At 41.2% G+C, this 25,746-nt stretch carries 25 protein-coding genes and 2 pseudogenes; 12 read left to right on the top strand and 15 right to left on the bottom strand.

Annotated features, from left to right (window positions below; genetic code table 11):
* Positions 1–57 precede the first annotated feature (57 nt).
* Positions 58–480 carry a DUF29 family protein gene (locus NSTCB13_RS11695; RefSeq protein ID WP_448272464.1) on the top strand — a complete coding sequence of 141 codons (423 nt, stop codon included), beginning with the start codon at positions 58–60 and terminating at the stop codon, positions 478–480.
* On the opposite strand, the gene NSTCB13_RS11690 is transcribed toward NSTCB13_RS11695, so the two are convergent.
* Together NSTCB13_RS11690 and NSTCB13_RS11685 are read right to left on the bottom strand one after the other, a co-directional pair.
* Entirely contained in the window at positions 471–1,424 is a 954-nt protein-coding gene (locus NSTCB13_RS11690) for an isoaspartyl peptidase/L-asparaginase (RefSeq protein WP_448272463.1), read from the bottom strand. The two genes, NSTCB13_RS11695 and NSTCB13_RS11690, sit on opposite strands and share 10 nt — an antisense overlap.
* Complete coding sequence (locus tag NSTCB13_RS11685; protein WP_289799005.1) at positions 1,424–1,618, bottom strand: DUF2256 domain-containing protein; 195 nt, start codon at positions 1,616–1,618, stop codon at positions 1,424–1,426. Before NSTCB13_RS11685 ends, NSTCB13_RS11690 begins: the two co-directional genes overlap by 1 nt.
* A 1,119-nt stretch (positions 1,619–2,737) precedes the next feature.
* Here NSTCB13_RS11685 and NSTCB13_RS11680 point away from each other — a divergent pair.
* Together NSTCB13_RS11680 and NSTCB13_RS11675 are read left to right on the top strand one after the other, a co-directional pair.
* Positions 2,738–2,944, top strand: coding sequence for a hypothetical protein (locus NSTCB13_RS11680; RefSeq protein ID WP_445629686.1), 207 nt, complete (start codon positions 2,738–2,740; stop codon positions 2,942–2,944).
* A 107-nt stretch (positions 2,945–3,051) separates the two neighbouring features.
* Complete coding sequence (locus tag NSTCB13_RS11675) at positions 3,052–3,300, top strand: hypothetical protein (protein ID WP_445629685.1); 249 nt, start codon at positions 3,052–3,054, stop codon at positions 3,298–3,300.
* A gap of 1,040 nt (positions 3,301–4,340) precedes the next feature.
* Here the strand turns inward: NSTCB13_RS11675 and secA are convergent.
* The 7 genes and pseudogenes from secA to surE all read right to left on the bottom strand — a co-directional run bounded on the left by secA (position 4,341) and on the right by surE (position 13,119).
* Positions 4,341–7,134: pseudogene (gene secA, locus NSTCB13_RS11670) on the bottom strand (preprotein translocase subunit SecA).
* 307 nt (positions 7,135–7,441) lie between these two features.
* Positions 7,442–8,029, bottom strand: coding sequence for a cytochrome C (locus NSTCB13_RS11665; protein WP_445629683.1), 588 nt, complete (start codon positions 8,027–8,029; stop codon positions 7,442–7,444).
* A 176-nt stretch (positions 8,030–8,205) separates the two neighbouring features.
* Complete coding sequence (locus NSTCB13_RS11660; protein ID WP_445629682.1) at positions 8,206–8,412, bottom strand: type II toxin-antitoxin system RelE/ParE family toxin; 207 nt, start codon at positions 8,410–8,412, stop codon at positions 8,206–8,208.
* Between the two features lie 145 nt (positions 8,413–8,557).
* Positions 8,558–9,466: an AAA family ATPase gene (locus NSTCB13_RS11655; protein ID WP_448269969.1), complete on the bottom strand. Its 909-nt coding sequence runs from the start codon at positions 9,464–9,466 to the stop codon at positions 8,558–8,560.
* 263 nt (positions 9,467–9,729) lie between these two features.
* Positions 9,730–10,803 carry a bifunctional riboflavin kinase/FAD synthetase gene (locus NSTCB13_RS11650; protein ID WP_448272462.1) on the bottom strand — a complete coding sequence of 358 codons (1,074 nt, stop codon included), beginning with the start codon at positions 10,801–10,803 and terminating at the stop codon, positions 9,730–9,732.
* Positions 10,804–11,137: 334 nt separating this feature from the next.
* Positions 11,138–12,035, bottom strand: a pseudogene (locus NSTCB13_RS11645) (MBL fold metallo-hydrolase).
* A 286-nt stretch (positions 12,036–12,321) separates the two neighbouring features.
* Complete coding sequence (gene surE / locus NSTCB13_RS11640; RefSeq protein ID WP_448270426.1) at positions 12,322–13,119, bottom strand: 5'/3'-nucleotidase SurE; 798 nt, start codon at positions 13,117–13,119, stop codon at positions 12,322–12,324.
* Positions 13,120–13,591: 472 nt separating this feature from the next.
* On the opposite strand from surE, the gene pheS reads away from it, so the two are divergent.
* The 5 genes from pheS (at position 13,592) to NSTCB13_RS11615 (ending at position 16,109) form a co-directional block, all read left to right on the top strand.
* Complete coding sequence (gene pheS, locus NSTCB13_RS11635) at positions 13,592–14,584, top strand: phenylalanine--tRNA ligase subunit alpha (RefSeq protein ID WP_190935293.1); 993 nt, start codon at positions 13,592–13,594, stop codon at positions 14,582–14,584.
* A gap of 129 nt (positions 14,585–14,713) precedes the next feature.
* A complete protein-coding gene (locus tag NSTCB13_RS11630) occupies positions 14,714–14,890 on the top strand; it encodes a DUF6888 family protein (RefSeq protein WP_448270424.1) in 177 nt (58 codons plus the stop codon).
* Complete coding sequence (locus NSTCB13_RS11625; protein ID WP_334937599.1) at positions 14,887–15,078, top strand: DUF6887 family protein; 192 nt, start codon at positions 14,887–14,889, stop codon at positions 15,076–15,078. The genes NSTCB13_RS11630 and NSTCB13_RS11625 overlap by 4 nt, the downstream gene beginning before the upstream one ends.
* A 91-nt stretch (positions 15,079–15,169) precedes the next feature.
* Entirely contained in the window at positions 15,170–15,754 is a 585-nt protein-coding gene (locus tag NSTCB13_RS11620) for a Uma2 family endonuclease (protein WP_448273182.1), read from the top strand.
* A 112-nt stretch (positions 15,755–15,866) separates the two neighbouring features.
* Positions 15,867–16,109 carry a DUF4926 domain-containing protein gene (locus tag NSTCB13_RS11615; RefSeq protein WP_448269963.1) on the top strand — a complete coding sequence of 81 codons (243 nt, stop codon included), beginning with the start codon at positions 15,867–15,869 and terminating at the stop codon, positions 16,107–16,109.
* A 4-nt stretch (positions 16,110–16,113) separates the two neighbouring features.
* On the opposite strand, the gene NSTCB13_RS11610 is transcribed toward NSTCB13_RS11615, so the two are convergent.
* Positions 16,114–16,995, bottom strand: coding sequence for a pentapeptide repeat-containing protein (locus NSTCB13_RS11610; protein WP_448269961.1), 882 nt, complete (start codon positions 16,993–16,995; stop codon positions 16,114–16,116).
* Positions 16,996–17,446: 451 nt separating this feature from the next.
* On the opposite strand from NSTCB13_RS11610, the gene NSTCB13_RS11605 reads away from it, so the two are divergent.
* Positions 17,447–17,794, top strand: a complete 348-nt coding sequence (locus NSTCB13_RS11605) for a hypothetical protein (protein ID WP_448269959.1) — start codon at positions 17,447–17,449, stop codon at positions 17,792–17,794.
* Positions 17,795–17,831: 37 nt separating this feature from the next.
* On the opposite strand, the gene NSTCB13_RS11600 is transcribed toward NSTCB13_RS11605, so the two are convergent.
* The 3 genes from NSTCB13_RS11600 to NSTCB13_RS11590 all read right to left on the bottom strand — a co-directional run bounded on the left by NSTCB13_RS11600 (position 17,832) and on the right by NSTCB13_RS11590 (position 20,529).
* On the bottom strand, positions 17,832–18,071 hold the full coding sequence (locus NSTCB13_RS11600; protein ID WP_448272461.1) for an alpha/beta hydrolase family protein: 240 nt from the start codon (positions 18,069–18,071) through the stop codon (positions 17,832–17,834).
* Positions 18,072–18,116: 45 nt separating this feature from the next.
* Positions 18,117–19,559: a RecQ family ATP-dependent DNA helicase gene (locus NSTCB13_RS11595; RefSeq protein WP_448272460.1), complete on the bottom strand. Its 1,443-nt coding sequence runs from the start codon at positions 19,557–19,559 to the stop codon at positions 18,117–18,119.
* Between the two features lie 250 nt (positions 19,560–19,809).
* Positions 19,810–20,529 carry a metallophosphoesterase gene (locus NSTCB13_RS11590; RefSeq protein ID WP_448272459.1) on the bottom strand — a complete coding sequence of 240 codons (720 nt, stop codon included), beginning with the start codon at positions 20,527–20,529 and terminating at the stop codon, positions 19,810–19,812.
* Between the two features lie 160 nt (positions 20,530–20,689).
* Between NSTCB13_RS11590 and NSTCB13_RS11585 the strand changes: the two genes are divergently transcribed.
* Positions 20,690–21,912 (top strand): ISAzo13 family transposase gene (locus NSTCB13_RS11585; protein WP_448270155.1). Its coding sequence is split into 2 segments (ribosomal slippage): positions 20,690–21,170 and positions 21,170–21,912, totalling 1,224 coding nucleotides; the frame shifts between segments, so codons are not numbered across the junction.
* 514 nt (positions 21,913–22,426) lie between these two features.
* Here NSTCB13_RS11585 and NSTCB13_RS11580 read toward each other — a convergent pair.
* On the bottom strand, positions 22,427–22,714 hold the full coding sequence (locus NSTCB13_RS11580; protein WP_448269951.1) for a type II toxin-antitoxin system RelE/ParE family toxin: 288 nt from the start codon (positions 22,712–22,714) through the stop codon (positions 22,427–22,429).
* Entirely contained in the window at positions 22,711–22,968 is a 258-nt protein-coding gene (locus tag NSTCB13_RS11575; RefSeq protein WP_445629671.1) for a type II toxin-antitoxin system ParD family antitoxin, read from the bottom strand. Before NSTCB13_RS11575 ends, NSTCB13_RS11580 begins: the two co-directional genes overlap by 4 nt.
* Before the next feature lie 242 nt (positions 22,969–23,210).
* Between NSTCB13_RS11575 and NSTCB13_RS11570 the strand changes: the two genes are divergently transcribed.
* Together NSTCB13_RS11570 and NSTCB13_RS11565 are read left to right on the top strand one after the other, a co-directional pair.
* Entirely contained in the window at positions 23,211–25,400 is a 2,190-nt protein-coding gene (locus tag NSTCB13_RS11570) for a HEAT repeat domain-containing protein (RefSeq protein WP_448272458.1), read from the top strand.
* Complete coding sequence (locus NSTCB13_RS11565; protein ID WP_448272457.1) at positions 25,333–25,668, top strand: hypothetical protein; 336 nt, start codon at positions 25,333–25,335, stop codon at positions 25,666–25,668. Before NSTCB13_RS11570 ends, NSTCB13_RS11565 begins: the two co-directional genes overlap by 68 nt.
* Positions 25,669–25,746 lie beyond the last annotated feature (78 nt).

The following is a 25,746-nucleotide window of genomic DNA, read 5'->3' as shown; positions in this document are numbered from 1 at the left end:
TAGATGTCTAATCTAGCTAGATTAGTAGTATAGTCAAAATCTCAACACATAACATACATGGAAGAACTGCTAGAACTTAGGCAATTTCTAGAACAAGGCAAAATCCATGAGGCGCTACTGTTGGTGGATGAGTTAGAAGAAATGAGCCTCAGTGACAAAATCAATAAAATTGATAGTTATGGTGTGATTCTGCTCATCCATTTAATTAAACAAAAGGCCGAAAAACGTTCGACTCGCTCTTGGGATGTTTCAATAGAAAATACAGTGCGAGAAATCAACAAAATAAACAAGCGCCGCAAATCTGGTGGCTTTTACTTGAATCAAGCAGAATTAATCGATATTCTGGAACAAGGATATCAAGTGGCACTGAAAAGAGCGGCGCTAGAAGCTTTTGAGGGGCGTTATGAAGCCCAAGAATTGGCTGCAATGGTTGACCGGCAAGAAATTTTAGCCGAAGCCCTGAAACTGATTCAACAATAGCCGATCAGTTCGTTGCCAGTCCATTCCAAAGTATCACCAATTTTTTCGCCGTCATGGTAGGCAGCGAGTAAGATTTCGCTAGTTTTTCCCCAAGCGATCGCTCCACTAGCATCTAAGGCGATCGCTCCCAAATCGCGTTTGTTCTCGTGGGCTTCCCCAAAGGAGCGCTGCATCGCTTCCTTCAGTGACATCCCATCAGTAACACGCACTACAATCCGTGCGGCTAAACACTCATCGATGATATCTTCACCAATACCAGTACAGCTAACACCAGCATTACTAGTAGCATAATTACCTGCTGGCATCGCCGAATCACTTACCCTACCAATCCGCTCAAATCCTTTACCACCAGTAGAAGTGCCAGCAGCTAACTTACCAGATGCATCTAAAGCTACTACACCGATGGTACCGCGTCCGGCATTGCTGGTTTCTAGCAGTTCGGGTTCTGCTACTACGCCAGCCATTGCGCTTTTAAAATTATCCTGGCGCTCTTGTATCCACTCTTGTAACCGCAAATCAGTTAAAGCGTTATAGCTGGGAATTTGCATTTCTCGCGCCAACTCAGCCGAACCGAAATCTGATAGCACTCGGTCTGGGGAGCTTTGTAAAAATTGCGCTAAATCAATCGGATTTTTCACCCGCGAGATATTAATCACACCACTAAACCGCCCTGATGCACCATCCATCAGGGAAGCACTCATACGGATTTGTCCATCGGATTGCAATACTGAACCAGTACCAGCATTAAAACGGGGGTTGTCTTCAAGCATTAGGCAACCCTGCACCACTGCCTCAGAGGCAGTTGCTCCTGACAATAGCAGAGAATAAACTTCTTCTATTACTGTATGGAGCGATCGGCGCACCACCTCTAATCCTCCTTTACCGTGGAGAGAACTACCAGCCCCGCCATGAATAATTAATTTAGGTTGCACCTGTAACTCCATTAATCTCTTGCGCTATTTGCGTCTGTATCGCGGTTGGTTTCATTTTGAGCTTCAGAACGGCGACGACGACAACGTTCTGAGCAGTATTTCACATCGTCCCAACAATCTTGCCACTTTTTACGCCATGTGAAAGGACGTTGACATACCGGACAGATTTTTGTAGGTAAGTCAGATTTAGAACGAACACGTCCCATATAAATACTGTGTAAATGAGAATTTCATTTCTGAGGGAGATGGAAGATAATTATAACCAGTTTGCTACGAAGGCAGGATAAATTCGACGAACAAATATATTGTCAATCTATCCTTAGACTTATTTGCAACATCTATTCTAAAAAGAGAGAGGCTTTAAATCTTACTATCCTTCTTTTTTAGGGACTTGCAAAAAATAAATTATCCTAAACTATTTCTAGATTTGTAGAGGTGCAAGGACTTACATTGGTGTCAACTTAAGGTTAAAGCTTTTAGCAGTTTATCTCATTGGCTGTCGGAGAGTGGGAATGTTTAATGAGAGGCAGCATTTCTAGCCTCTGACTGGAAACGAGATATTAAAGGAGTTTTAGCTGAAGTTTACTGATACCAATAAAGGACATGAAACACCCCTGATGGGTTAGGGCAAGGAAGGCTGTTTCATGTCCTAAAAGGTGCTGATTTAGAAACGTTTTAAGCAAAAAATCAGGTGAATCAAAAATCTGATTGCACAAGAAAATAGTGATGCCTTCTCCTGTCAGAGACGCTTCTCTTCCAGAGACGCTAACGCGAACGCAAACGGCAAGGCTTCTCTACGAGAGGCTACGCCAACGCTAACGCATTGAAATTGACTCTTTGAGATAGTAATTTTTCGATTACTAACTTCCCCGCATTTACTGCCTATAGGACTCGTATTTGATTGCCTGAAAAAACTCAGTACACATTTATTCCTTCTTCCCTATTCCCTATTCTTCTCCAAATCAAAGTGGATTCCTACATGTTGTTGACAATATCCTTAATAGCTCGAATGAAATAGGCTTGGGATTAGGGGGATTAAAAGTCCTTAAACTCATATCGAAACACTTTTAAAACGACCTCTAAATACTAGACGTTGTAAATAGCTTGATAGTACATAGCAAAGTACTTTCCAAAAAAGTTTTTCATCCTATATAGTGTCAGTAACTTGATAGTAGAATGTTTTTTTACTTTGCAAAAGAAAATTTACGTAAAACTACTATTCATCGAATTCTAATAGTGCTATTCTTTGTATGCCACTAAAAAACAAGTTGTAGTGGTACGACCACAAACAAGTTGACCTTACTAATTCTTAGGAAAGTAAAATCATGATTATCAACGATCTTTCTCATGTAGAAACCGTTCTTGAAAATGAGAATGTTCAAGGTGGAATAGCTTTTGCAGATGCTAATTCAAAAGCATTCGCTTTTGGTAAAAACATCGCTATCACCAGCATTTCTACTAGCACCGTTGCTGTCTCCAAGAAATACAGCCTATCTGCTAGTGTCGGTTCATCTAGTTCTTCTGCTGGCTAAATATGCCTTAGTCCTACAGTGTACTACAGTGCATTTTAGATAGAAAAATTGCTGAAAGTTCTCAAAAACTTTCAGCAATACGTTCGTTTTTCAAAGAGAGCTTTTTTATGGAACGATTAAGAATTTTCGATCTCAGTTTTTGTGAAGATGAAGCTTCCGATCTTAGTCAAGTACAAGGGGGAGTTGCATCTGCTTACGCACGTAGTTATTCCACTGCTAAGAAGAGCAGTTATAAAGTAGACAAATCCGGTATTTCCGCTGAGATTTCAGGTGCTCTTAGTGCCGCTCTTGCTGGCGCTATTACTGATGGTGATAAAGCTATTGCATCTGCCAATACATCTGCAACAGCTTCCTAAAGCTTGCATAACCAGATTGTAGGTAACTTTTATGGGCAATGTCCATAAAAGCTTCTTATAAATATTTCTATACCTCTATCTTATACCACATAGTAGTATAAGACAGTAGGTAAAAGTGACACTTCAACGTTGCTCACTGACCATGCTTGTTTTTGAGTTCAAAGCTTCTGAAAAGTCAGCCCAGATAACAGCAATAGATAATGCAATTCTGCCTGTAAAAACTCATTAAAAATAGCTGTATTTGGCTATAGATGAATGTTAAAAATACAGTTAAAAAAGATTTGCATAAATTATTGAATTGATCGTGCTGTATTTGCAGGTAACTTTCCTTTTACTAATGAACTTAACTCAATGGTAAGACTTACCAGTGGAGAACAAGCATGGTCTTCTATCTCTTGGTTTTATGACAACTGTAAAAAGGGTACTCTGAGTTTAAAACCATTCATTTTTATAGCTATTTATTTGTATTTATTTAATGCTTATCTGTCAGGGTGCAAAATCACAAAATCATTTGCATACCTAATGACTTAGGGTTCCCATAAATCAATTTTGTACCGATCTGAATGGAATGCTAAGTAGGTAGCCGAGAAACCCGAAGAAATAAAACCTCGTTCTGCTAGAACTCGATCGATTCGATTTGTGATAGTAAGGGTAACTATATAAGTAGGTCGGCGTAAATAATTATTGTTGGGCTAAGGCAGGGGACAGGGGACAGGGGGAGAAAGAGTTTAAGTCTTATTTACTTTTCTTTACATTGGTTGATTTTATTACACCGACTTACTTATACCAGTTCAATTAATGATTGCAACACATCCTTGGGTAAAGACGCGATGAATCGCGTCTCTACAAATAGTCTATTTGTCGCATTATTTTTTCAAATTGGTATTACTTGCCCCATTTGCTTACCCTGAAGACTTGGTAGTATCAGCTTACCCGTTTGAGCAAACTCCTGAAAACAAAATATTTTTGAGAGATGGCTTAAACACAAAGACGCAAAAGCACTCCCTGCGCCTTTGCGTCTCTGCGTAATATATTCCTTACTACACCATCTCAGACGAAGCCTGCACTACCGGTTGCGGCTGTGGCTGGAACATGAATAACGAGTAAACAACGTCTCGGCGGATGTTAACCATCATATCCAAGAACAATTCATACCCCTCGCTCTTATACTCAATGAGCGGGTCTTTTTGCCCATAACCACGTAATCCCACCGATTCGCGCAAGGCATCCATTTGTTGCAGGTGTTCCCGCCACAGAGTATCAATGCGTTGCAAGATAAAGAAACGTTCCGCTTGGCGCATCAGTCCGGGTTGAACTTGGTCAATCTGCGCTTCTTTGAGATCGTAAGCAATTCGTACCTGTTCGTGGAGGAAGGCTTTAATCTCGTTGACTGTAATATCTTCTAATTGACTAGCTTGTAAATCCGCTAGCAGATAGACGAATTCTTTGACTTTCTCAACCAACTTTTCTAACTCCCACTCTTCCGAGGGTAAGTCTACGTTGATATAGTAGTCAACGATGTCATCCATCGTTTTTTCAGCGTATTTAATCACCTGTTCTTTCAAATCTTGACCTTCTAAAACTCGGCGACGTTCAGCATAAATAGCACGACGTTGATTATTCATCACCTCGTCATACTCAAATACCTGCTTCCGAATGTCATAGTAGTAGGTTTCAACTTTTTTCTGTGCGCCTTCCAAACTCCGGGTAAGCATTCCAGATTCGATGGGCATATCTTCTTCCACTTGGAAAGCATTCATTAACCCAGCGACGCGATCGCCACCAAAAATCCGCAGTAAGTTATCTTCTAAACTCAGGAAGAATCTTGTGGAACCAGGGTCGCCTTGTCGTCCGGCACGTCCGCGCAACTGGTTATCAATCCGGCGTGATTCGTGGCGTTCTGTACCAATGACGTGCAAACCACCGAGTCCTACTACTTCATTATGCTCTCGGTCGGTAAATTGTTCGTATTCCTGCTTAATTTGCTTATAAGCTTCCCGCAATTTCTGAATCACAGGGTCATCAATGGGAGCTTTTTCTGCGGCTACAGCTACCTTGTCTTCAGCTTCCAGTTCCGGTAAACTGCGTTCACCATACTCACGCACGGCAATTTCTACTGCATCTTTGAGTAGTTTTTCTGTTTCTTTTGTCAACTGAGTCGGGAAAATTTCTGGCGAAGCTCGCCAAGTTTTGACTTTTTTACCAGGGACAAAGCCTTGACCACCACCATGTCCTGTAGGCAATCCGGCTGCTCTTTGCACGCCAAAGGCATCTTCATCTTCTGGCATGACGATCCGGGGCATAAAGTATTCTCGCAGCTTCAGACGCGCCATATATTCGGAGTTACCACCCAAAATTATGTCTGTACCTCTACCAGCCATATTGGTAGCAATAGTAACAGCACCTTTTCGTCCAGCTTGGGCGACGATTTCCGCTTCACGTTCAACGTTTTCCGGTCGGGCGTTAAGTAATTCGTGAGGAATTGCCAATTCCTTCAATAGCCGACTGAGAAGTTCGGATTTTTCTACACTAGTGGTTCCCACTAAGACAGGTCTGCCGAGTTGGTGCATTTCGGCACATTCTCTGGCGATCGCCCCCCACTTGCCTGCTTCTGTCTTGAACACCATATCAGACAAATCTTCGCGTCTGCGATCGCGGTTGGTGGGAATTACCGCAACTTCAAGTTTGTAAATTTTTTCAAATTCTGGTTCTTCGGTTTTTGCTGTTCCTGTCATTCCACCGAGTTTTGGATACAGCAAAAACATATTTTGGTAAGTAATTGTCGCGAGAGTTTGAGTTTCTGGCTGAATCTCTACGCGTTCTTTCGCTTCAATGGCCTGGTGTAATCCATCACTCCAACGCCGCCCAGCTAATACTCGACCAGTAAATTCATCCACAATTACTACTTCACCGTTGCGGACGATGTAATTTACATCTTTGAGGAAAAGTTCCTTGGCTTTAATTGCATTGAAAATGAAGTGCGCCCAAGGATCTTCTGGGTCAAATAAATCTGTGACTCCTAAAAGATTTTCCGATTCCGCAAACCCTTCATCTGTCAATAGCACGTTGCGAGCTTTTTCATCCACTTCGTAATGCTCGTCTTTTTTGAGTGTGAATGCTATTTCAGCAGCTTGCAGATATTTTTCTGTAGGTCTTTCCACCTGCCCAGAAATAATCAGTGGTGTCCGCGCCTCATCAACTAAAATCGAGTCCACCTCGTCAATTACGCAATAATTAAACGGGCGTTGTACCACATCTGCCATTGATGTCGCCATGTTATCCCGCAGATAGTCGAAGCCGACCTCGCTGTTGGTAACATAAGTGATATCGCAGTCGTAGTTTTTCTGGCGTTCACTAGGAGTCATGCTTGACTGAATTAGCCCCACACTCAGCCCCAAAAACCGATGCACCTGTCCCATCCATTCAGCGTCCCGACGAGCTAGGTAATCGTTTACGGTGATGACGTGTACACCTTTACCAGTAAGGGCATTTAAGTAACTTGGCAAGGTGGCGACTAGTGTTTTACCTTCACCAGTTTTCATCTCGGCAATTTGCCCCACGTGCAAAATAATACCACCAAGGAGTTGGACATCAAAATGCCGCAAGCCTAATACTCGCCGTGCTGCTTCCCGAACAACGGCGTAAGCTTCTGGCAATATGTCATCTAGGGTTTCGCCTTTAGCGAGCCGTTGTTTAAATTCGACGGTTTTACCTTTTAACTCATCATCGGAAAGAATCTTAATTTCTTCCTCTAAAAGGTTAATTTCAGTAACAGAAGGTTGGTATTTTTTAAGCTTACGAGCGTTGGGGGTCGCCCAACAAAAGTTTTAGCATGGCAGGTTATAGAACTGAATCAAGGGGGATGGGAATTAAAGGATCGGCATTGATTATAAACATTTAACCCAGTCCAAACGTCTTGGTCGTGGATGGGTGTGAAATGAGAATTACCTCAAAAGCAGGATAAAAACTAGCCAATCATTTAATAAACTGATTGGTTTGAACTCTTATCTTATATTTACTCTTTCTTCATAGTATCATTTTGCCTCCAGATGGGGCCAGAGAGGGTGTGGGGGAATAGAGTTAGGAGTTAAGAGTTATGAGTTATGAATTTTTAAACTCCTCATTTCTAACTCCTCACGCCTCACTTCCACTCTGCTGTCAGGCGGCGGAAATTGTAATCATTAGCACTGGGATGACAGCTGACACAGCTGCCAACCTGGATGGGACGTGGTAACTCAACTCCTGGATGCAAAGCTTTGAAATAACGCGAGTTGTTGAGGCGATATGGTGTTTCTTCATCGTCTAGCTGCACGCGGGAGAAAGTCGAAAGATATTTCCACACTAAGATGCGTTGCGGATCGACTAAAGGCTGGAGTTGTGCGCCGTAGTGCTGCGAGTCTTGCAGGATATTTTTCCAAGTTTGGGTAGGTAAAACGGCTGGCGGTATGGCAATGTGACATCTGGAGCAGTTTTCTAAATAAAGTTCTTGCCCCAATTGGTATTGTGCAGGTACTACGTCAACAGTGCCAATTTCAGCGGGAGGAGTCGCACTTTGGGCGTTAGTTGCCAAAGCTAGAAGCCAGCCCATAGCTAAACTCCACGTTATAATTACCAGAAGTAAACCGAAAAATTGGCGTTTGAATTCACGTTCGGCGCTTGGCTGTAGCGCTTGGCGTTGACGTAGCCCACCGTAGGTATCGCGGATTTTGCGCTTAACAAAAATTGACATTCCTCACATTCCCAAATATTTAAAAGTGGCGCTTGTGCTAATCATAAGACTTACGCAGTATCGGCAGTGTTTCAAATTTTGTGTAAGTGGTTTTGTCAAGCAACACATCTTTTATATTGACAACAGTAATATAAATATCTATTTAGCGCACTACTGACTATGCAAGGAAAAATATTTTAGTAGTTATAACCTGACTCACTAGAAAAATTAGCCACAATATCTCGGATTTCATTTGCACCAATATCTTCTCGGTCAGAATTGGAATAAATCGTTAGTAGCAAAATACTTGTAGGTGACTCAAGTTGATAAATCAATCGGTATCCAGCACTCTTACGTTTTTGGATACTACTGTTACGAACTCTCAGTTTGTAAACAATACACACCTCACCAATGTGCGCGTGCGAGTCATGTCTGACTCTACTGACGCAAAATGAACCATAAAAGCGCAAAAAAATATTTTACCCAGCAAAAAATGCAGTTACCGCCACCTGGGATAGCTGTTTTTTAGATCGTCAAAATCATTTTACATTAAGGAATAGAAACCGATCGCAATAATCGCTCAACAACAGTTCTTGAATTGCGCCCTCCTCTAGGAATAAGTCGATGGCACAGAACATAAGGGACAAGAAATTTCACATCATCGGGAATGGCATAATCACGCCCTAATAGAAAAGCTAACGCTTGGGCAGCCCGTTGTAATGCTAATGTGCCACGGGGACTGACACCAAGGGCGATTTCCTCATCTTGACGTGTTGCCCGTACCAATTCGAGAATGTATTGTTGCAAGGAAGTTGCTACTTTTACTTGAGAGCAGAGATAACGCAATTCCTGTACTTCTGCCAAGGTAATACAAGGCTGCAAATCAGCAACTTTGACACCATTTTGGAGATTTTGTAGCATCAGGAGTTCTTCTGCTTCAGAAGGATAGCCCAAACTCAGCGACAACATAAACCGATCCATTTGTGCTTCCGGCAGGGGAAAAGTACCTTGATACTCGATAGGGTTTTGAGTAGCAATTACAAAGAAGGGCTGAGGAACTGCACGAGATACACCATCAACTGTTACCTGATGTTCCTCCATAACTTCCAATAAAGCTGACTGAGTGCGGGGTGTGGCGCGGTTAATTTCATCAGCCAATAGCACATTAGTAAAGACTGGCCCAGGAAGAAAAGTAAATTCGCCGCTTTTTGGGTTCCAGATGTTGGTGCCGGTAATATCAGTTGGCAGTAAATCGGGAGTGCATTGTAGCCGTTGAAACTTGCCATCCAGCGAGCGAGCTAAGGATTTAGCGAGTAGAGTTTTACCAACACCAGGAACATCTTCTAAGAGAGCATGGCCACCACCTAGCAATGCTACTAGCACCAAGCGTATTGCCTCAGCTTTGCCAACGATGGTAAGAGCCAGATTTTTTGTTAAAGCGTCGATTTTTTCTCTCATGCGTTGTAGGGAATGGGGAGTGGGGAGTGTGTAATGGGGAGTTGGGAGTTGGGAGTTAGGAGTTGGGAGTTAGGAGTTAAGAGTTATAAGAATTCTTCCCTAATGCCCAATGCCCAATTTTCCTAAATACATTGTTCCCACTCAGAACTCCTAACTCTGCCAATTTTAGATTTTGAATTTTGAATTTTGGATTGAAATAAAAATCTAAAATCTAAAATCCAAAATTGAATGACTCCAAACTCCTAACTCTTAACTCCTAACTTTTAACTTTCCGCTCCAACACTCAAAACTTCTCTAGCAACAACACAGTCAAGTTGAATTTGTGTTTTCAGGGCTTCGAGAGAAGGAAATTTTTGTTCGGGGCGCAAAAATTTAACTAGTTGCACAACCAGTTTTTTGCCATACAAATCACCAGACCAATCGAATAAATGTACTTCCGCAGATGAATAAGTACCGTTTACAGTTGGACGATTACCGATATTCATGACGCCCAAGTTCTCACTAGGAACAGTATCAGATGTTTCACCAAGAGTGAAAACACGGACAGCGTAGACTCCTTGGCGGGGCAAAAACTTTTCTTTTGGTAGTTGGAGGTTAGCGGTGGGAAAGCCAATTGTTCTGCCCAATTGTTGACCTTGAACGACATCACCAAGGAGGGTGTAAGGGCGTCCTAATAACAGATTTGCGTTTTTGATGTCTCCCTGCTCAAGGTTTTGGCGGATCAATGAAGTGCTAATACGGGCATCTTGAGTCGGAGTAGTACTGACGCAACTGGTTTGGGTGGACGAATCACCTGTATAAGTTTGTAAGGGAACGATGGTAACGGGAATATTGTGCTTGGCGGCGAGTAATTGCAAATCTTGAGCAGTACCACTGCGCTTTTCGCCAAAACAAAAATCTTGCCCGATGCTAATTCGTTGGCATCGCAGTTGTTGCACGAGAATTTTTTCGACAAATTCTTCGGGGGTTAACGCAGACAATTCTTTGTCAAAGGGTAGTAATACCAGTTGTTCTACCCCAAGCGATCGCAATTGTTGGACTTTTTCATCCAGTGGCGTTAACAATGTCCGGGGTTGCCCTGTAAAGAACTCCTGTGGATGGGGGTCAAAGGTGACAACAGTTGAATAGGTATATTCTTGTGTCAGTTGATTTCCCTTTGAGTGCGGATTACTAGCTCCTGACAAGTGACCACCAGTGTGCAAGACTGGTTGAATTACCCTTTGATGACCAAGATGAACGCCATCAAACTTGCCAAGGGCAACAGCAGTCGGCGTTAGTAGCCCAACGCTAGAAAAAGCAACCCGCACAGAACACCCATTTTTAGACAAATTTAGCACGTGGATTCTGAGATTTTAGGTTTATTTTAGCTCTCAGCAGGAAGCTACCCTATAGTAAACCGCCTTAAGGAGGACAGCTTTTGTAGTACCAATTTGTCATTTATCCTTTGTCCTTTGTCCTTTGTCATTTGTAAATAACCAATGACCAATGACCAATGACCAATAACCAATGACCAATGACCAGTGTGTCCTCCTGTTGTCGCCCTAATCCTGTGGTCGGCGTGACAATTCTGGGCAGCGCTGTCTCACCGTACAGCCAACAGGGACGCTCTGGCGCTGAAAGCCTCTGATCACCAATCTAATCTAAAATCTCTAATTCCTCCGATCGCAATCTTTAGGTAGAAAACTTGCTAACAGGAAAAGATTCTGATAAGACAACTGAGGTTGGAACCTGAAGTACCAATCCTTCCCGTGCCATAATCGCACCAGGAAATTTTTCAGCGGCTTCTTTGCCTACACGATCCAAAAAATCGTCATCGTGCGCTGGGGTCGTGATGGTAAATCACCAGAGTTTTGACGTTAGCGGCTTGTGCCACTTTTACAGCTTCTTGCCAGGTAGAATGTCCCCAGCCAATTTTCGGGGATTTTGGCGAGTGGTATTCCTCGTCTGTGTAGGTAGAATCGTAAACCAGAATGTCAGCATTACGAGCTAACCACAGCACATTGTCATCAAGTCGATCGGGAAAATGTTCGGTATCAGTGATGTAAGTAGCAGCACCACCACGCCAGTTGACGCGATATCCTACAGCTTCACCTGGATGATTTAAAGGTGCTGTTTCTACAGTAACTTCATCAATGTGGATTGGTTGCCCCGGTCGAATGTCGTAGAAATTTAAATTGGCTTGCATAATCTGCAAGGGTACAGGAAAGTTCGGGTGCAACATTTGATCGTTGAGGCGCTGTTCTATGGTAGAACCATCAGGTGCGATCGCGCCGTAAATATGAAAGTCATTCCCCTTTACAAACCCTGGCGTAAAGAAGGGAAAACCTTGCATATGATCCCAGTGAGAGTGGGTAAAAAATATGTGAGCTTCTAACGGCATTTGGCGCAACAGAGATTGCCCCAAAACATGTAGTCCCGTGCCAGCATCGAAAACTAAGCGTTTATCGCCCGTTTGCATTGATATGCAAGGGGTATTACCGCCGTAACGAACAGTGTGTGGCCCTGGGCTGGGGATGCTGCCACGAACGCCCCAAAATTGTACGGTAAATTGATTCTCTATCCTAGACATGGGTGTTGCTTGCTGGACTGAGCGGGCGATAAATGAAAGAATTGTTACTTATTTTGTCTAAGTTTATGCTGTCTCTCCAATTTTGCTAGAGGGAGGATTTCTTGGTAAAACAGCATATCCTGTTTCTGGCTGATTGTGTAAATGTGAATGAAATACGTCTGTTAGAATTTCCCAGGTTTTGGGGTGAATGTGTATCGGTTATTTCAAGAGTGCCCCTACGTTATAGCCTACATTTTTCCGTGATGCATTTGAATAACCTCATTTTTGTCCCGATCAATCAAATGATTTAAGGAAAATTGAATTCCCACTCCGATAATTTCTCTAATCCAGTTGCGTAAGTAAGATTGTATTGTAACGGAGTAATACTGATGTAATTTTTACGTACAACTTCCACATCTGTAGGTACATTTTGAGGCAGATTTAATCCGCTTGGGGGTTCTACATCCTCAATTACCTCTCCAGTTAACCAGTAGTACGTTTTTCCACGAGGATCGACTCGTTTGTTAAACACATCAATGTAATGCCGTAATCCTTGACGGGTGAGAGCAACTCCGGCAATTTCTTCCCATTTGACCGCAGGAATATTGACATTGAGCAACATTAAATCTGGCAGCGGTTTTTGGGCTAACTGGTCTACGAGAACTGTGGCAAACTTAGCAGCAGCTTGAAAATCTTTAGATGTATGACTCATCAGACTCAGCGCTATGCTGGGAATACCTTCAATTAGACCTTCCATTGCCGCAGAAACAGTGCCAGAATACAGAATTTCTGTTCCCAAATTCGCACCTTGATTAATACCAGAGAGAACCAAATCCGGCGGAGTTTCCAGCAAAGCCCACAGCGCCAATTTGACGCAATCTGAAGGTGTACCATCACAAGCCCAAGCTTTGACAGCAGGATGAAAAATCTCTTCAACAATTTCGGCGCGAATCGGTTGGTGTAAAGTTAACCCGTGTCCAGTTGCCGATCGCTCTCGATCTGGGCACACTACACTCACATCATGACCAGCCTCTGCCAAATAGTTGGCTAGGGTACGAATCCCCAAAGCAGAAACGCCGTCGTCGTTGCTAATTAGTAATTTCATAGTCATTGGTCATTGGTTATTAGTTATTAGTTATTGGTTATTAGCCATTTGTCAATGTCTGAGGTCACAAACAGCAAAAAACATTTATACTCACTAGTAGTTCGCTTTCGTAACTTGGCTCTTTTAAGGGCAAGGGGGAAAGGGAAAGATGTTTACTTCTTTAACCTTTAAGATGAACTTCTTTTCCCAGCCCTCACAAGCGCAATTTTGGGTTGGCAGACTACTAGAGTGTGTGGCGGGATTTTGCTTACCTTTAAGACAAGTTGCTCAATCCCCAAGTCTGGTTAAGTGAGATGTTAGCTGGATTTACGTGCCTGCTGTACTAGCCCAATCGTCTATCACTGATAAACAGAGGTTTGGTTGAAACCCTCACCTTTAGCTGATGTTAATGGTATGACTGTAAGTTTATTTATCGACCAGTTCACAGCTTTTGACTATAGACTAATGACTAATGACCAATGACTAATAACTAATGACTAGCAATTTAGAAGCTCAACTTTTAGCACTGCGGCAAGAAGGAGAAAAAGCGATCGCAGCTGCCGACACCTTAGAACGTCTGGAGGAACTCAGAGTTAACTATCTGGGTAAAAAAGGGGAACTGGGGGCGCTGTTGCGAAGTATGGGGCAGATGAGCGCAGAGGAACGACCAAAAATTGGAGCGATCGCCAATACAGTCAAAGAATCCCTGCAAACTAGTCTAGACCAGCAACGTGCTGCCTTAGAAGCCGCGCAAATTCAGGTACAGCTAGAGGCAGAAACTCTTGATGTAACGATGCCGGGAATTTACAGTCCCCAAGGTCGCATTCATCCCCTCAACGGCATTATTGACCGGGCGCTGGATATTTTTGTTGGTATGGGCTACACCGTGGCTCAAGGGCCAGAGATGGAAACAGATTATTATAATTTCGAGGCTCTGAATACCCCGCCAGATCACCCCGCCCGTGATATGCAAGATACCTTCTACCTGCCAGATGGTAATCTCCTCCGCACTCATACTTCCTCAGTGCAAATTCGTTACATGGAAAGAGAAGAACCACCAATTCGAGTTGTGGCTCCAGGGCGAGTTTATCGCCGAGATAATGTAGATGCGACTCACTCAGCAGTTTTCCATCAAATAGAACTTTTAGCCATTGATGAGGGACTAACTTTTACAGACCTCAAAGGCACAATTAAAGTATTTTTACAAGCAATATTTGGCGATTTACCTATTCGCTTCCGCGCCAGTTATTTCCCGTTTACCGAACCTTCGGCTGAAGTGGATTTGCAGTGGAATGGGCGCTGGCTGGAGGTGATGGGCTGCGGTATGGTCGATCCAAATGTACTTAAGTCTGTGGGTTACGATCCAGAAGTTTATACAGGGTTTGCTGCCGGTTTTGGTGTAGAACGCTTTGCAATGGTGTTACATCAAATCGATGATATTCGTCGGTTGTATGCTAGCGATTTGCGTTTTTTGCAGCAATTTTAGGGAAGCGATCGCTTTAAATAATTAGCCAACATTAAATCCAAAAACGATTGAAATTATCTCATTCGAGCTTTTATTTTAAGTAAGCTTTGATGATTTGATAAAAGATTGAAAACTGAATATGAGGTAAAATTGCAACCAACAATAGAACAATTGCGAAGCTTTTACCAAATGTCGGTGAGGATGAGCAATTTACTTCGACCAATTAATTTAGTGCGAATGGACGAACGGACAAAACGTATAGTCATGTTGGTGGGAGAGACAATAGAAATAGAAATTTATCCCAATGGAGAGGTATTTACCAAATGACACAACCAAACTTTGTGGATATGACTGATGCCGAGTTACGAGCTTACGTGTTGCAAAATCCTAACAACACTGAAGCTTTTCACGCATACGTCGATCGCTTGCACGCCGCCAATCCAAATCCACAGCTAATGTCGATAGAAGAGGCTGAAGCTGAATTGGAAAGGAGGGTAAAACAAGGTCAAAGATAGTGGTAAGCATCCTGAACAAATCTTCAGGATGCTTTGCAAAATTTTACCAGATCGAAGTAAACTATCAGTACGCAACTCTGCTTTATGCGATATGACCGCGATCGCTGGCAAACATCTAACGCTTGAGGAATATTTTAAGTATGACGATGGCACGGATAGCCAGTATGAACTGGTGGCAGGCGAGTTAGTTGCAACGCCACCCGAAAGCCCAAAAAATGTCCAGATATCTCTCTTTTTACTGGTAAATTTCCTCAAGTTTGTTCCAGTTAATCGGTTGAGTAACAAAGTTGAAATTGTTGTTGCTGGTTCTCGTGCAACAACTCGCATTCCTGACTTAGTTGTGCTGACGGATGAACTTGCAACCGCCTTAGAAGGTGCAACGCGATCCACAATCACCCTGGATATGCCACCTCCAGCATTAGTTGTTGAAGTTGTTTCTCCTGGCAAAGCTAACGAGGATCGGGACTATCGCTACAAACGTTCCGAGTATGCCGCAAGGGGAATTGCTGAATATTGGATTGTCGATCCACAAATAAATACAGTTACCGTACTGATATTAGTTGATGGGTTTTATGAAGAAACCAGATTTGTAGGAAATAGTGCGATCGCTTCTACTATTTTCCCAGAATTACAGCTTACCGCAGAGCAAATACTCAACGCTGGAGAAAGCAATTAGTGAGTTGTCTGCGAGGGATTAATGGCGTTGAACTCAATATCTTAACCATTTGGATGGTTGCAAACGATACAACCAAATTTGTCACCTTAGTGCCAGATTAAGGAGCCAACTCATGAAGGTACAGCACCCCCTATTCTCTCAAGTTGCCTTAGCACAAGACTTACCAGAATACAATCTAAAGCGAGGAAATGTTGCAAAAATTGTGGAATATTACCCCATGCCCGAAGGGGAAGAGGACGGGTATAGTCTAGAAGGGTTTGATCTGCCTTATGTGACGATCGAAGTACCAGCATCTCAAATTATCCCCAATGCCCAGTGGCAGCAAGAAGAAATGATTTTAGCTTTTCATAGATAAAATTTTATTTTCTTTCTTTACGCGAATTTACTTTCCGCTCTGGTCTGATGACCGAATGAACATATCTTTCAAAACATCCTTCTAAATTGGCTCCTTTGAAGTTAACTTCTTTCAATTTAGTTTTCTTTAAATTGGCTCCTTTCAAATTGGCTCCACCTAAATTTGCACCCCACAAACTAGCTTTACTCAGATTTGCTCCCTGTAAATTAGAATATGTTAAGTTTGTATCCCACAGTCTAGCTCCTTGAAGATTTGACCTTTGAAGGTTAGCTCTACTCAAGTTGGCATCTCTCAGATTAGTATTTTGTAGGTTTGCTCCTTCGAGATTCGCTCCATGAAAATTGATACCACTTAAGTTTGCTCCTTGGAGATTAGCATTTTGTAAGTCAACGTATGCTAGATTAGTCTTTTCAAGTAAACTATATGAACTAATCAAAGATACCACTCTCTGAGCAGTATCCAAATTTGGTGATCGAATATACAAATGAGAGTTGGACTTGCAAGTATTGTTTAACAGCTTTACCTCATTATTATCAATTTCTTCTAAAGTTTTTACAAGATTGTCATATAGCTCATAGCGCAACCACCAAATACACCACTCATCAAAACTAAAAGTATTCAAGATAGTTTGCAAATCTTTTTTTATAAGGTTGATTATATCAGTCCATTCACTATTTACTAATTCTACACCTATCAAAAGCGCCAAATTTTCTCGCACTTCATCTGATTCGAGTAAATTAGCAATTTTATAGACTATTTGAGTCTCATTATCTACTTTTATTAGCCTACAACGAGCGATCTCCAATAAAATAGCTTTTGCAAAAGCTTCGAGTGAGTTTAGTGAAAAATCTGTAATTAATTGATTCTTATCAAAGATGTGTATCATTTTTAAACTCCCCAAACACACATTGTAGATGCTTGACTTGTGCCTCTTATTCAGTTTTCCCATTAGCGGGTGCTAAATCACACGTATAAACTTCGATTAAAAATAAATAATATTGGTAAACCAGATGAAGCTATCTAAGAGGTGCAAGGGCGCACGTTTCTTGTGCTGTCGCTGCTATTGCTTCTGGTAAAAGCCTTGATATATACGCCTCAAGATACTTAGAATTTTGCACTAAAAGTAAGTAAACATGAGCAAACGAATATATATTTATTTTTGTAAAAACGGTGAAAGAATGTATTTGTAAGGTAGGTGCTAAATTTACATACTTATAAATTTTCTCGCCTGCTTACTTGGTATCTTTTCTAGTTCTCAATTTCAGTCTATTTACGATATGTCATTAGCCAAATTTTATTTATACTACAAATGTATTTATTAAATTTGCTATATACTCATGAACGCCATTGAACTAATAAATTTTACTTTATCGAAATATAAATTAGATCCTAGAAATCAACATTATTTAGTCATAGTAGATGCAATGCAAAAGTATCAGGCTAATCCTCCTGATATCATTATTAATGATATGAAGGATGCAAAGTATAGATCAAAGTATGAAAATTTAACAATAAATAAACAGTTTATTTTTGAAAAAGATAGATTAATCAGTTTAGATGATTTATTTTATAAATTTATCAGGTGTCCTAACGGTATAACTTCTGAGAATTTTAAACAAGCATTAACAGAATATGAAAATGAATTTATAAAAAATCCTAACATTATAGATCCATTTGACATTTAGCGATTTTCTGGTTTAGCAAAGCCATAAGCTGATGAAATTAGGAATCAGTTGTTGTATGGATAAATCCTTCCAATCCTGAATGATTTTGAATATCTCTCAAAGGTTCAAATCTACCACCTAAGTATTTGGCGAGAAACTCTTCGGCGATCGCAAAAAAGTGCAAGCGATTTTCTGGTCTGGCAAAACCATGTCCTTCATCACTGTAAAGTACATATTGCACTGGTAAACCAGCTTGTTGCATTGCGTTGACAATTTGATCGCTTACTATTCCTAGCATTTAAGCTTGTCATTATGTCCTAACCTATGTGACTACGGCTATAACTTAGCGGCAATTGTCGCAATGTCCGCAACGCAGGTTAGCAGCTTCTTTATCAAAACCAAAGGCATTTAACAAAAACTGCCAACGACACTGCTTAGTTGTTAGGTATTGCTGCATTTGTTTAGCGGCGTGTAATTGCGTCGCTGGCTGATTTTCGGCTTTTTGAGCAATGGTGTAATGAAAAGGATCGAGCCAGTTTAACTGGCCGCTGCTATGGAGTAAAGCTAATGCTGTAGCACCTTCGGGAAATTGTCGCGTTACTGCATTCACTTCTCCCTGTTTTGGTAATTTTTTCACAAGTTGCTGCGCTATTTGTTGTTGCGATCGCATTTGTTCTTGAAAAAATTCCTGTCTTTGCTTATCCCCTGAATCTAACCACCCCGTAGGTTCACTTACCAATGTCAACGCCTCTGCTGGTTTCCCATCCCTTCCAGCGCGGCCAATTTCTTGCACATATTCAGATAGCAGATGTGGTGCGTGAAAATGGGCAACCCAGCGAACATCTGGTTTATTTATCCCCATACCAAACGCACAGGTGCAAACCACAAATGGTATTTTACCACTTAACCAGCTTGCTTCTACTTCACGGCGTTCTGTTGCACCCAATCCCGCATGATAGCTAGCTGTGGCGTAACCCATCTCTGCGAACCATTGGGCTAAATCTTCGCTATCTCTCCGAGTGCGAACATAAACTAATCCCGATTGTTGCGGTCTATTTTGAATAAACTTTAATAATTGTTGTTTCCTACCTCGTGGTGTCCAAGCGATGCGAACGCTGGGATGCAAGTTCGGACGGTAAGGATTCAAGCGGAAAATCTCTGGTTGCTGTAATTGTAAAACTGTTTGAATAGTTTTTTGGGCTGAGGGGTCAGCAGTAGCAGTAAAAGCAGCGATGCTAATTTTTGTTCCTGGTGGTTTTGATTTGAGCAATGCCGGACGCACTGCCCCTAATCTGCGATAAGCTGGGCGAAAAGTATCACCCCACTGCACTAAACAATGAGCCTCATCTAAAATTAAGCCATTAATTTGCAATTGCGGGTGAGATAATCTTTCCCAAACTGGCGCACTGAGCAAAGTTTCGGGTGATAAATACAGTAATCTTAGCTGTTGGCGTTCCAAAGCTTGCAGAGTTGCACGGCGTTGAGATGAAGATAATTCACTATGCAAAAGTGCTGCTTTTTGGTGACTTTGTTGTAGTTCCTGTACTTGATTTTCCATCAGTGCCACCAAGGGCGAAACTACCAAGGTTAATCCTGTTTGTAGCAATGCCGGAAGTTGAAAACAAATTGACTTTCCGCCACCTGTGGGCATAATAATCAGGGCATCTTTTTGTGACAATAAACTGCTGACAATTTCTCCCTGTGGTGGACGGAAATCTTCATAACCCCAAATTTGTTTGAAAGCAGCACGGACTTCTTGCCAAGATTTTGTTTTAGGCTGATTCATAATCAATAACTATATGCACCCATATCATTAGACTTCTTGCAGAAGAGGGGAAAAGGGTAAGGGGTAAAGGGTAAAGGTATGGAATTTTCCCTTACCCTTTAACCTTTAACCTTTCCCCAACATCTTGCAAGATGTCTATTGAATGCTGAATATAGCCTTTGTTATCCAGTTAATGGTTCAGTAATTTCATCATCTTAACTGAACTGTATTGAGTTAGAAAGCAGGTTCCTCCTGCCTTCTGAACTATTTATTAAATTTCCACTGATAATCCTGGATTAAAGTAATTATTTGGTTCATCTGGATAACCACGCGGATTACAAATAACGCGAGTCAAACCGATTTGATAATCTAATTGATTGTGAATGTGGCCATGAATCCATAATAATGCTCCAGACTCCTCAACTAAAGTATCAAGATTTGAAGCATAAGCAGCACTTAAAATATCTTCTTGATATTGAAAAGGTATAGACTTTGCACTAGGAGCATGATGACTGATAATTACATTTTTACCAGACAAGCCAGATAATGTATTTTTTAACCAATTAACTGACTTTTTACAAATTATGGTTGTGTCAAGAGTTCTTAACTTTGAGTATTGAGGACTTAATCTAATTTTCTTATAATCGTTCATGACTTGACTAGCTTCTACACCTGCCATACGTGGTTCACCAAACAGTTTAAAATCAGTCCATAAGGTACAACCTAAAAAATTTACACCCTCAATGGTAACTAAATCATTCTCTAGAACATGAACATTAGTTCCTAATGAATAATCTTTCAGCTTCTCAACAAGCCTTGGATAAGCACTCCCATAGTATTCATGATTACCTAATACATATATCACTGGTTTATTGGGAATGTTTTGAATTGCCCATTTAATTCCTCTTTCTCTTAAATCAATATCTCCAGCTAAAACAACAATATCCGCATTTATATCAGGAGTATTAAAGGGTTGAAATTCAAGATGCAAGTCACTTAAGGGACTTCCAAAAAATAAAACATCCCATTTAAGATAATGATAATCATTTTAGGGGGGGGGGAGAAAGCGGCAGCCATCGGCTGCCGCTTTCTCCCCTCCTTTTTGTAGTAAATTCAGTAATGATGAATTTTTGGGTGCAGCAGAGGTGTCTATAGTATTAACTTCTTCACTGAAACAACTATTAAAACAAACAGCATCTCAATTAAAAGGTGCTGCAAAACGTAAGTTTATAGCGTCAACAGTCCAAGGTTTGGGTGTAGGTGGACAGAGACTTGCAGAATCGGAATTAGGATGGAATCGAGGTACTATCCGTAAAGGGATGAAAGAATTAACTAGTGGTGTTACCTGTATTGACAATATGAGCGCAAAAGGTCGCTATAAAGCAGAATTACATTTACCAAATCTCCTAGAAGATATCAAAAATTTAGTAGATTCCCAAAGCCAGACAGACCCAACTTTTAAAAGTCAAAGACTATATACTCGTCTCTGTGCTACCGAAGTGAGAAAGCAATTAATAGAAAAGTATGATTATAGGAATGAAGATTTACCTACGTCAGAAACGATTCGTCTGAAACTGAACCTCTTAGGCTATAACTTGAGACGAGTAGCTAAAGTTCAACCTCAAAAAAAATTCCCCAAACCGACGCAATCTTTGAGCAACTAGATATAGTAAATCAAAATGCATCTTCTGACGGAAGTGTCTTGCGTCTGTCGCTGGATGGAAAAGCTCGCGTCAAAATTGGCTCATTTGACCGAGGAGGTAAAAGCCGGGCTAAGGTCGAAGCTGATGACCATGATTATCATCCTAAAACAACCGTAACTCCTTATGGGATATTCCTTCCAGAGCTTGATGAACTTTTTTTATATTTTACGGAATCGAAAGTTACAAGCGATTTTATAGTTGATATTTTAGAGGATTTTTGGATGAGTGAGAAACATCGTTTTTCTCACGTTGAAACATTACTGCTCAATCAAGATAATGGGCCAGAGAATAGTTCTCGACGCACCCAGTTTATGAAACGTATAGTAGAGTTTGCCCAGAAATACTCATTGAATATACGTTTAGCTTACTATCCGCCTTACCATAGCAAATATAATCCCATAGAAAGAACATGGGCAGTATTAGAAAATCATTGGAACGGCAGCATCTTAGATGAAATAGAAACGGCTTTAAACTTGGCTGCTAGTATGACATGGAAGGGTAAACATCCAATTGTTAAGTTAGTTACTCAAACTTACGCCACCGGAGTGAAACTCACAAAAAAAGCTATGTCGGAAATTGAGAAACAAATTGAGCGTTTGACTCATTCTCAAAACGAATTTTTTCCCAATCTGGGTAATTGGTTTATTGATATTAATTTTGCCAAAACGTAAGTTATAAATAGTAATTTACAGCTTTATAGTTTTAAATAAACATAACTTCACTTTGCGGCTTGCTCGTGCGAGTGTAGATTTTTTCATGCTTACAAAGGGGGGAAGAGAGCGGCAGCCGACGGCAGCCGCTCTCTTCCCCTTAATAATGATTATCATTATTGAGTAACTGCCAAAAGATTAATTTTTGGGACAATTTATTCTTTGGAAGTCCCTTAATATGTGAATTTTCATGCTAATTCCATAATTGAAGCATTTTGAAATACTATAGGACTAGTATTTGATTTTTGAAATGCACGTAGTGGACTATCTACGCAAAATAGTTTATTAGACGTAGACGTAGGTTGGGTGAAGCGGAGCGTAACCCAACATATATCAGGATGTTGGGTTACGCAAAGCCTCCACCCAACCTACAATTTTCTTGTATCGTATTTGTATTGTAATAAGTTAGTTTTATGCCCCTGAATAGAGCGATAAGTACTAGAACAAAAACATAGTTACAGTTTAATTATTAATCTCAGAACAAAGATTCTAAATCTCGATAACCACTGGCAACACGAGTAATACTAATTCCGTCTTCCCTTGGATAGTAAAATATAATGTAATCATCCACAACAAAACCGCGCAGATTTGGTACAAACCTTTCATAGCTTTTTCCTATATTAGGGAAACTCGCTACTAATTTACATTTGGAGCGAATCTCCTCAAAAAGTTTACTGGCTGCTTTTGGGCTACTCCGAGCAATATATTCACAAATTTCATCTAAATCTCGAATTGCTGCATCTGAAAATGAATAATTACTCATTCAGAGGACTCCTCAGCAATTAAACGAATTTTTTCTTGTAATCTGGCAAATACAACTTCGCCGTCAGTTACTTGTCCCTTAGCAATTTGTTCAGTTCCTACAGCAATTTTTTGCCGTAATTCTTCAAGTCGTTGCTCTCTTTCTTGTAACAGTTTAAAGGCTTCATTGATGACATCATCTGCATTAGAAAATCTACCACTTGCAAGCTGTGCCTGAATAAATTGCTCTAGTTCTGGTTTAATTTGGATGTACATATTTTCTAGCTTTATAGAATTAATATTTTTATATAGATTCTAACAGCATTGACAGAACGAGAGAAAATCATGCTAACCAAGCTTGAGCAAAGTAGGGGCGAACCAGTGCGTAGGCGTAGCCCGCACTTCGACAAGCTCAGTGACCATCGTAGACATCGCTAACCCACATTGACAGTTAGATTACAATCTTAGGTATAGTTTCTCTGACTGGAGTTGTTCATCGGGTGATTCAATCCGATTCAATGACAAAGCATACCAGACAAGTATTACTTAGTGCGCTCAAGGTAGTTGTCTTATGCCTGACACTGTTCCTACTATGCACAAGCAATAGTTGGGCGCAAATCACTACTGACAGCAAAATTGCTCCGCTGATTGAGAAGCTGATAGATAACGATGCCCACATCAGAAGCCTTGCAGCAGATGCATTAGTTAATATTGGTTCCCCAGCAGTGCCGTCTCTAATTGAGGCTTTGAAAAATCAGGATATTAATCTTCGCTGGCACGCCGCTTCGGTTTTAGGAGATTTGGGTGCAGAAGCAGCACCAGCAGTTCCAGCCTTAAGTGCGGCATTGCAGGATGAAGATGGACAAGTCCGCCTGTACGCCACCTTAGCTTTAGGAAATATTGGTACAGCAGCCAAAGCAGCAGTTCCATCGTTGATGGCGGCATTACAAGACAAGGAGCAATTCGTTCGCATTTATGTTCCTTCTGCACTCAGAAAAATTGGTGTAGAAGCGAAAGTTGCTGTCCCAGTATTAACTGCTGCCTTAAAAGATAAGAACCCCACTGTACGTTATAATTCTGCCTACGCTTTGGGTGCAATGGGTACAGAAGCAGTATCTTCTGTCCCGAATTTAATTGCCCTGTTGAATGATAACCAGTTTTACGTGCGTTTAGGTGCTATCAAAGGTTTAGGAGGAATAGCGGCAGGTTTTCAAGACAAAGCAAATGCTTTACCTACCTCCAAGTTGCAGAAAGTCATCTCAGACTTTGAGCAGGTATTGATAACTATACAAAAATACAAAGATAAATTCACAGAGACGGACATTAGGCTGATACGTCGCCCTCTCAATGCCCTGAAAGCAGAAAAAGAAACTCGCCTCTTTGATAGAGTTCTGGAATCGCTATTTAAGCATAAATTACTTTTGGGAATTGCCGCCTACATTCTATTATTGCCTTCTGTGTGGTTAATTCTCTTGCGGGTTGCCCCTTTATGGTTGTTGAAAATTAATAACGCCCTCAAACCTTATACAGATTTTTCTCTCCCATTTATCAGCGTTAATGTACCTCTGCGATATGTGCTATTTGTTGGCTGGTTTCATTACCATCCCAGAGTATTAGATGCGTGGGTAGCTAAATATATTAAAGCAGCCCGCGAACAATTTCCCAAAAAGGATACAGTTAGCAGTCGCGCCTGTTACATTCCCATTCCCGTTGTTTTGGATGGTACAACAGTTCCCCAACTGATGAATGAGAATTTGCGCTCAACTTTCGAGAAACAACGTAGCTGCCTAGTAATTGGTGGGGAAGGGGGTGTAGGTAAAACCAGTTTAGCGTGTCGAATCGCTGGATGGGCAATGGCTGAGGCTGAAGACCAACAACTCTGCAAACATTTGATGTTACCTGTGCTGTTAGAAGAAGAATTTCGGGTAACTGAAGGTAAGTCGCCGCTTTTAGAAGCAATTAGAGGACAGTTGCAAGCTTTAATTGATGAGCCAGAGCCGATTTGTCAAGAATTATTGTTACGTTTGTTAAGAAAGAAACGTATTCTAGCGATTATAGACCGTTTCTCAGAAATGAATGCCACTACACGAGAAGCAATTGAACCGGAGTCGCCAGAGTTTCCGGTGAATGCGTTGGTGATTACTTCTAGAATTGAGGAAAAGCTGGGGCGTATTAATAAGACGATAATTAAACCTCTGCGGATTGAGGCGAATAAACTATCGTCCTTTATGGAAGCTTATCTGATGCAGCGAGGTAAACGCGATCGCTTTACCGATCAAGAATTTTTTGACGCTTGTAACCGTCTTTCTCTGATGGTTGGTCAAAATAATATCACTGTCTTGCTGGCTAAACTTTATGCTGAACAGTTAATCGCCAGTAAAGACATTACATCTAATATTTCTGCGTTGCCAGAGAATATTCCTAATTTAATGCTGGGTTATATCAATGAACTCAATCGTGATGTTACAGACGATCGATTTGACGATCGCACTGTTCATCAAATCGCCAAAACCATCGCCTGGGAATGCTTGCAGCAAAGTTATCAACCAGGAACCGCCAAGCGTGTAGATGCGGTTGCTGCATTAGCAGCTTTGGGTATTGATGACCCCGGAAGCACACCTCAATTATCTGGAAAAACGTTTGCATCTAATTCAAACTATCGGTTCTGCCAAAGACAGAATCCGTTTTTGTCTCGATCCTTTAGCTGAATATCTTGCAGGTTGGTATTTAATCGAATTGTATGGGAATAACGATGGTAAATGGCGATCGCATTTTTTCAAAAAGGCAGACGATTTAGTTAAAACGGGCAGACAAGATACCATCAAAGGCTTGTTGTTAGCGGTGCGAGATTGCTACTTATCTGAAGTTCAAGGTAGCAAAGAAACTGACTTTGTACCCCAGAAGTTGGGTAAACTGGCTGGCTTTATACCTCCAGCTAATACACCAGCTACTACTGTGCAAACACTAATACCATGAATGATATCCATTGCATATTTTCGATGATTATACTCACTCACTCGGCGATCGCTGCTGTTTTTTAAGAGCGCCAAGCGA

The sequence above is a fragment of the Nostoc sp. DSM 114160 genome, assembly GCF_053470305.1.
Note: the sequence above shows the minus strand (reverse complement) of the source record. Positions and strands in the feature narration are given on the sequence as shown.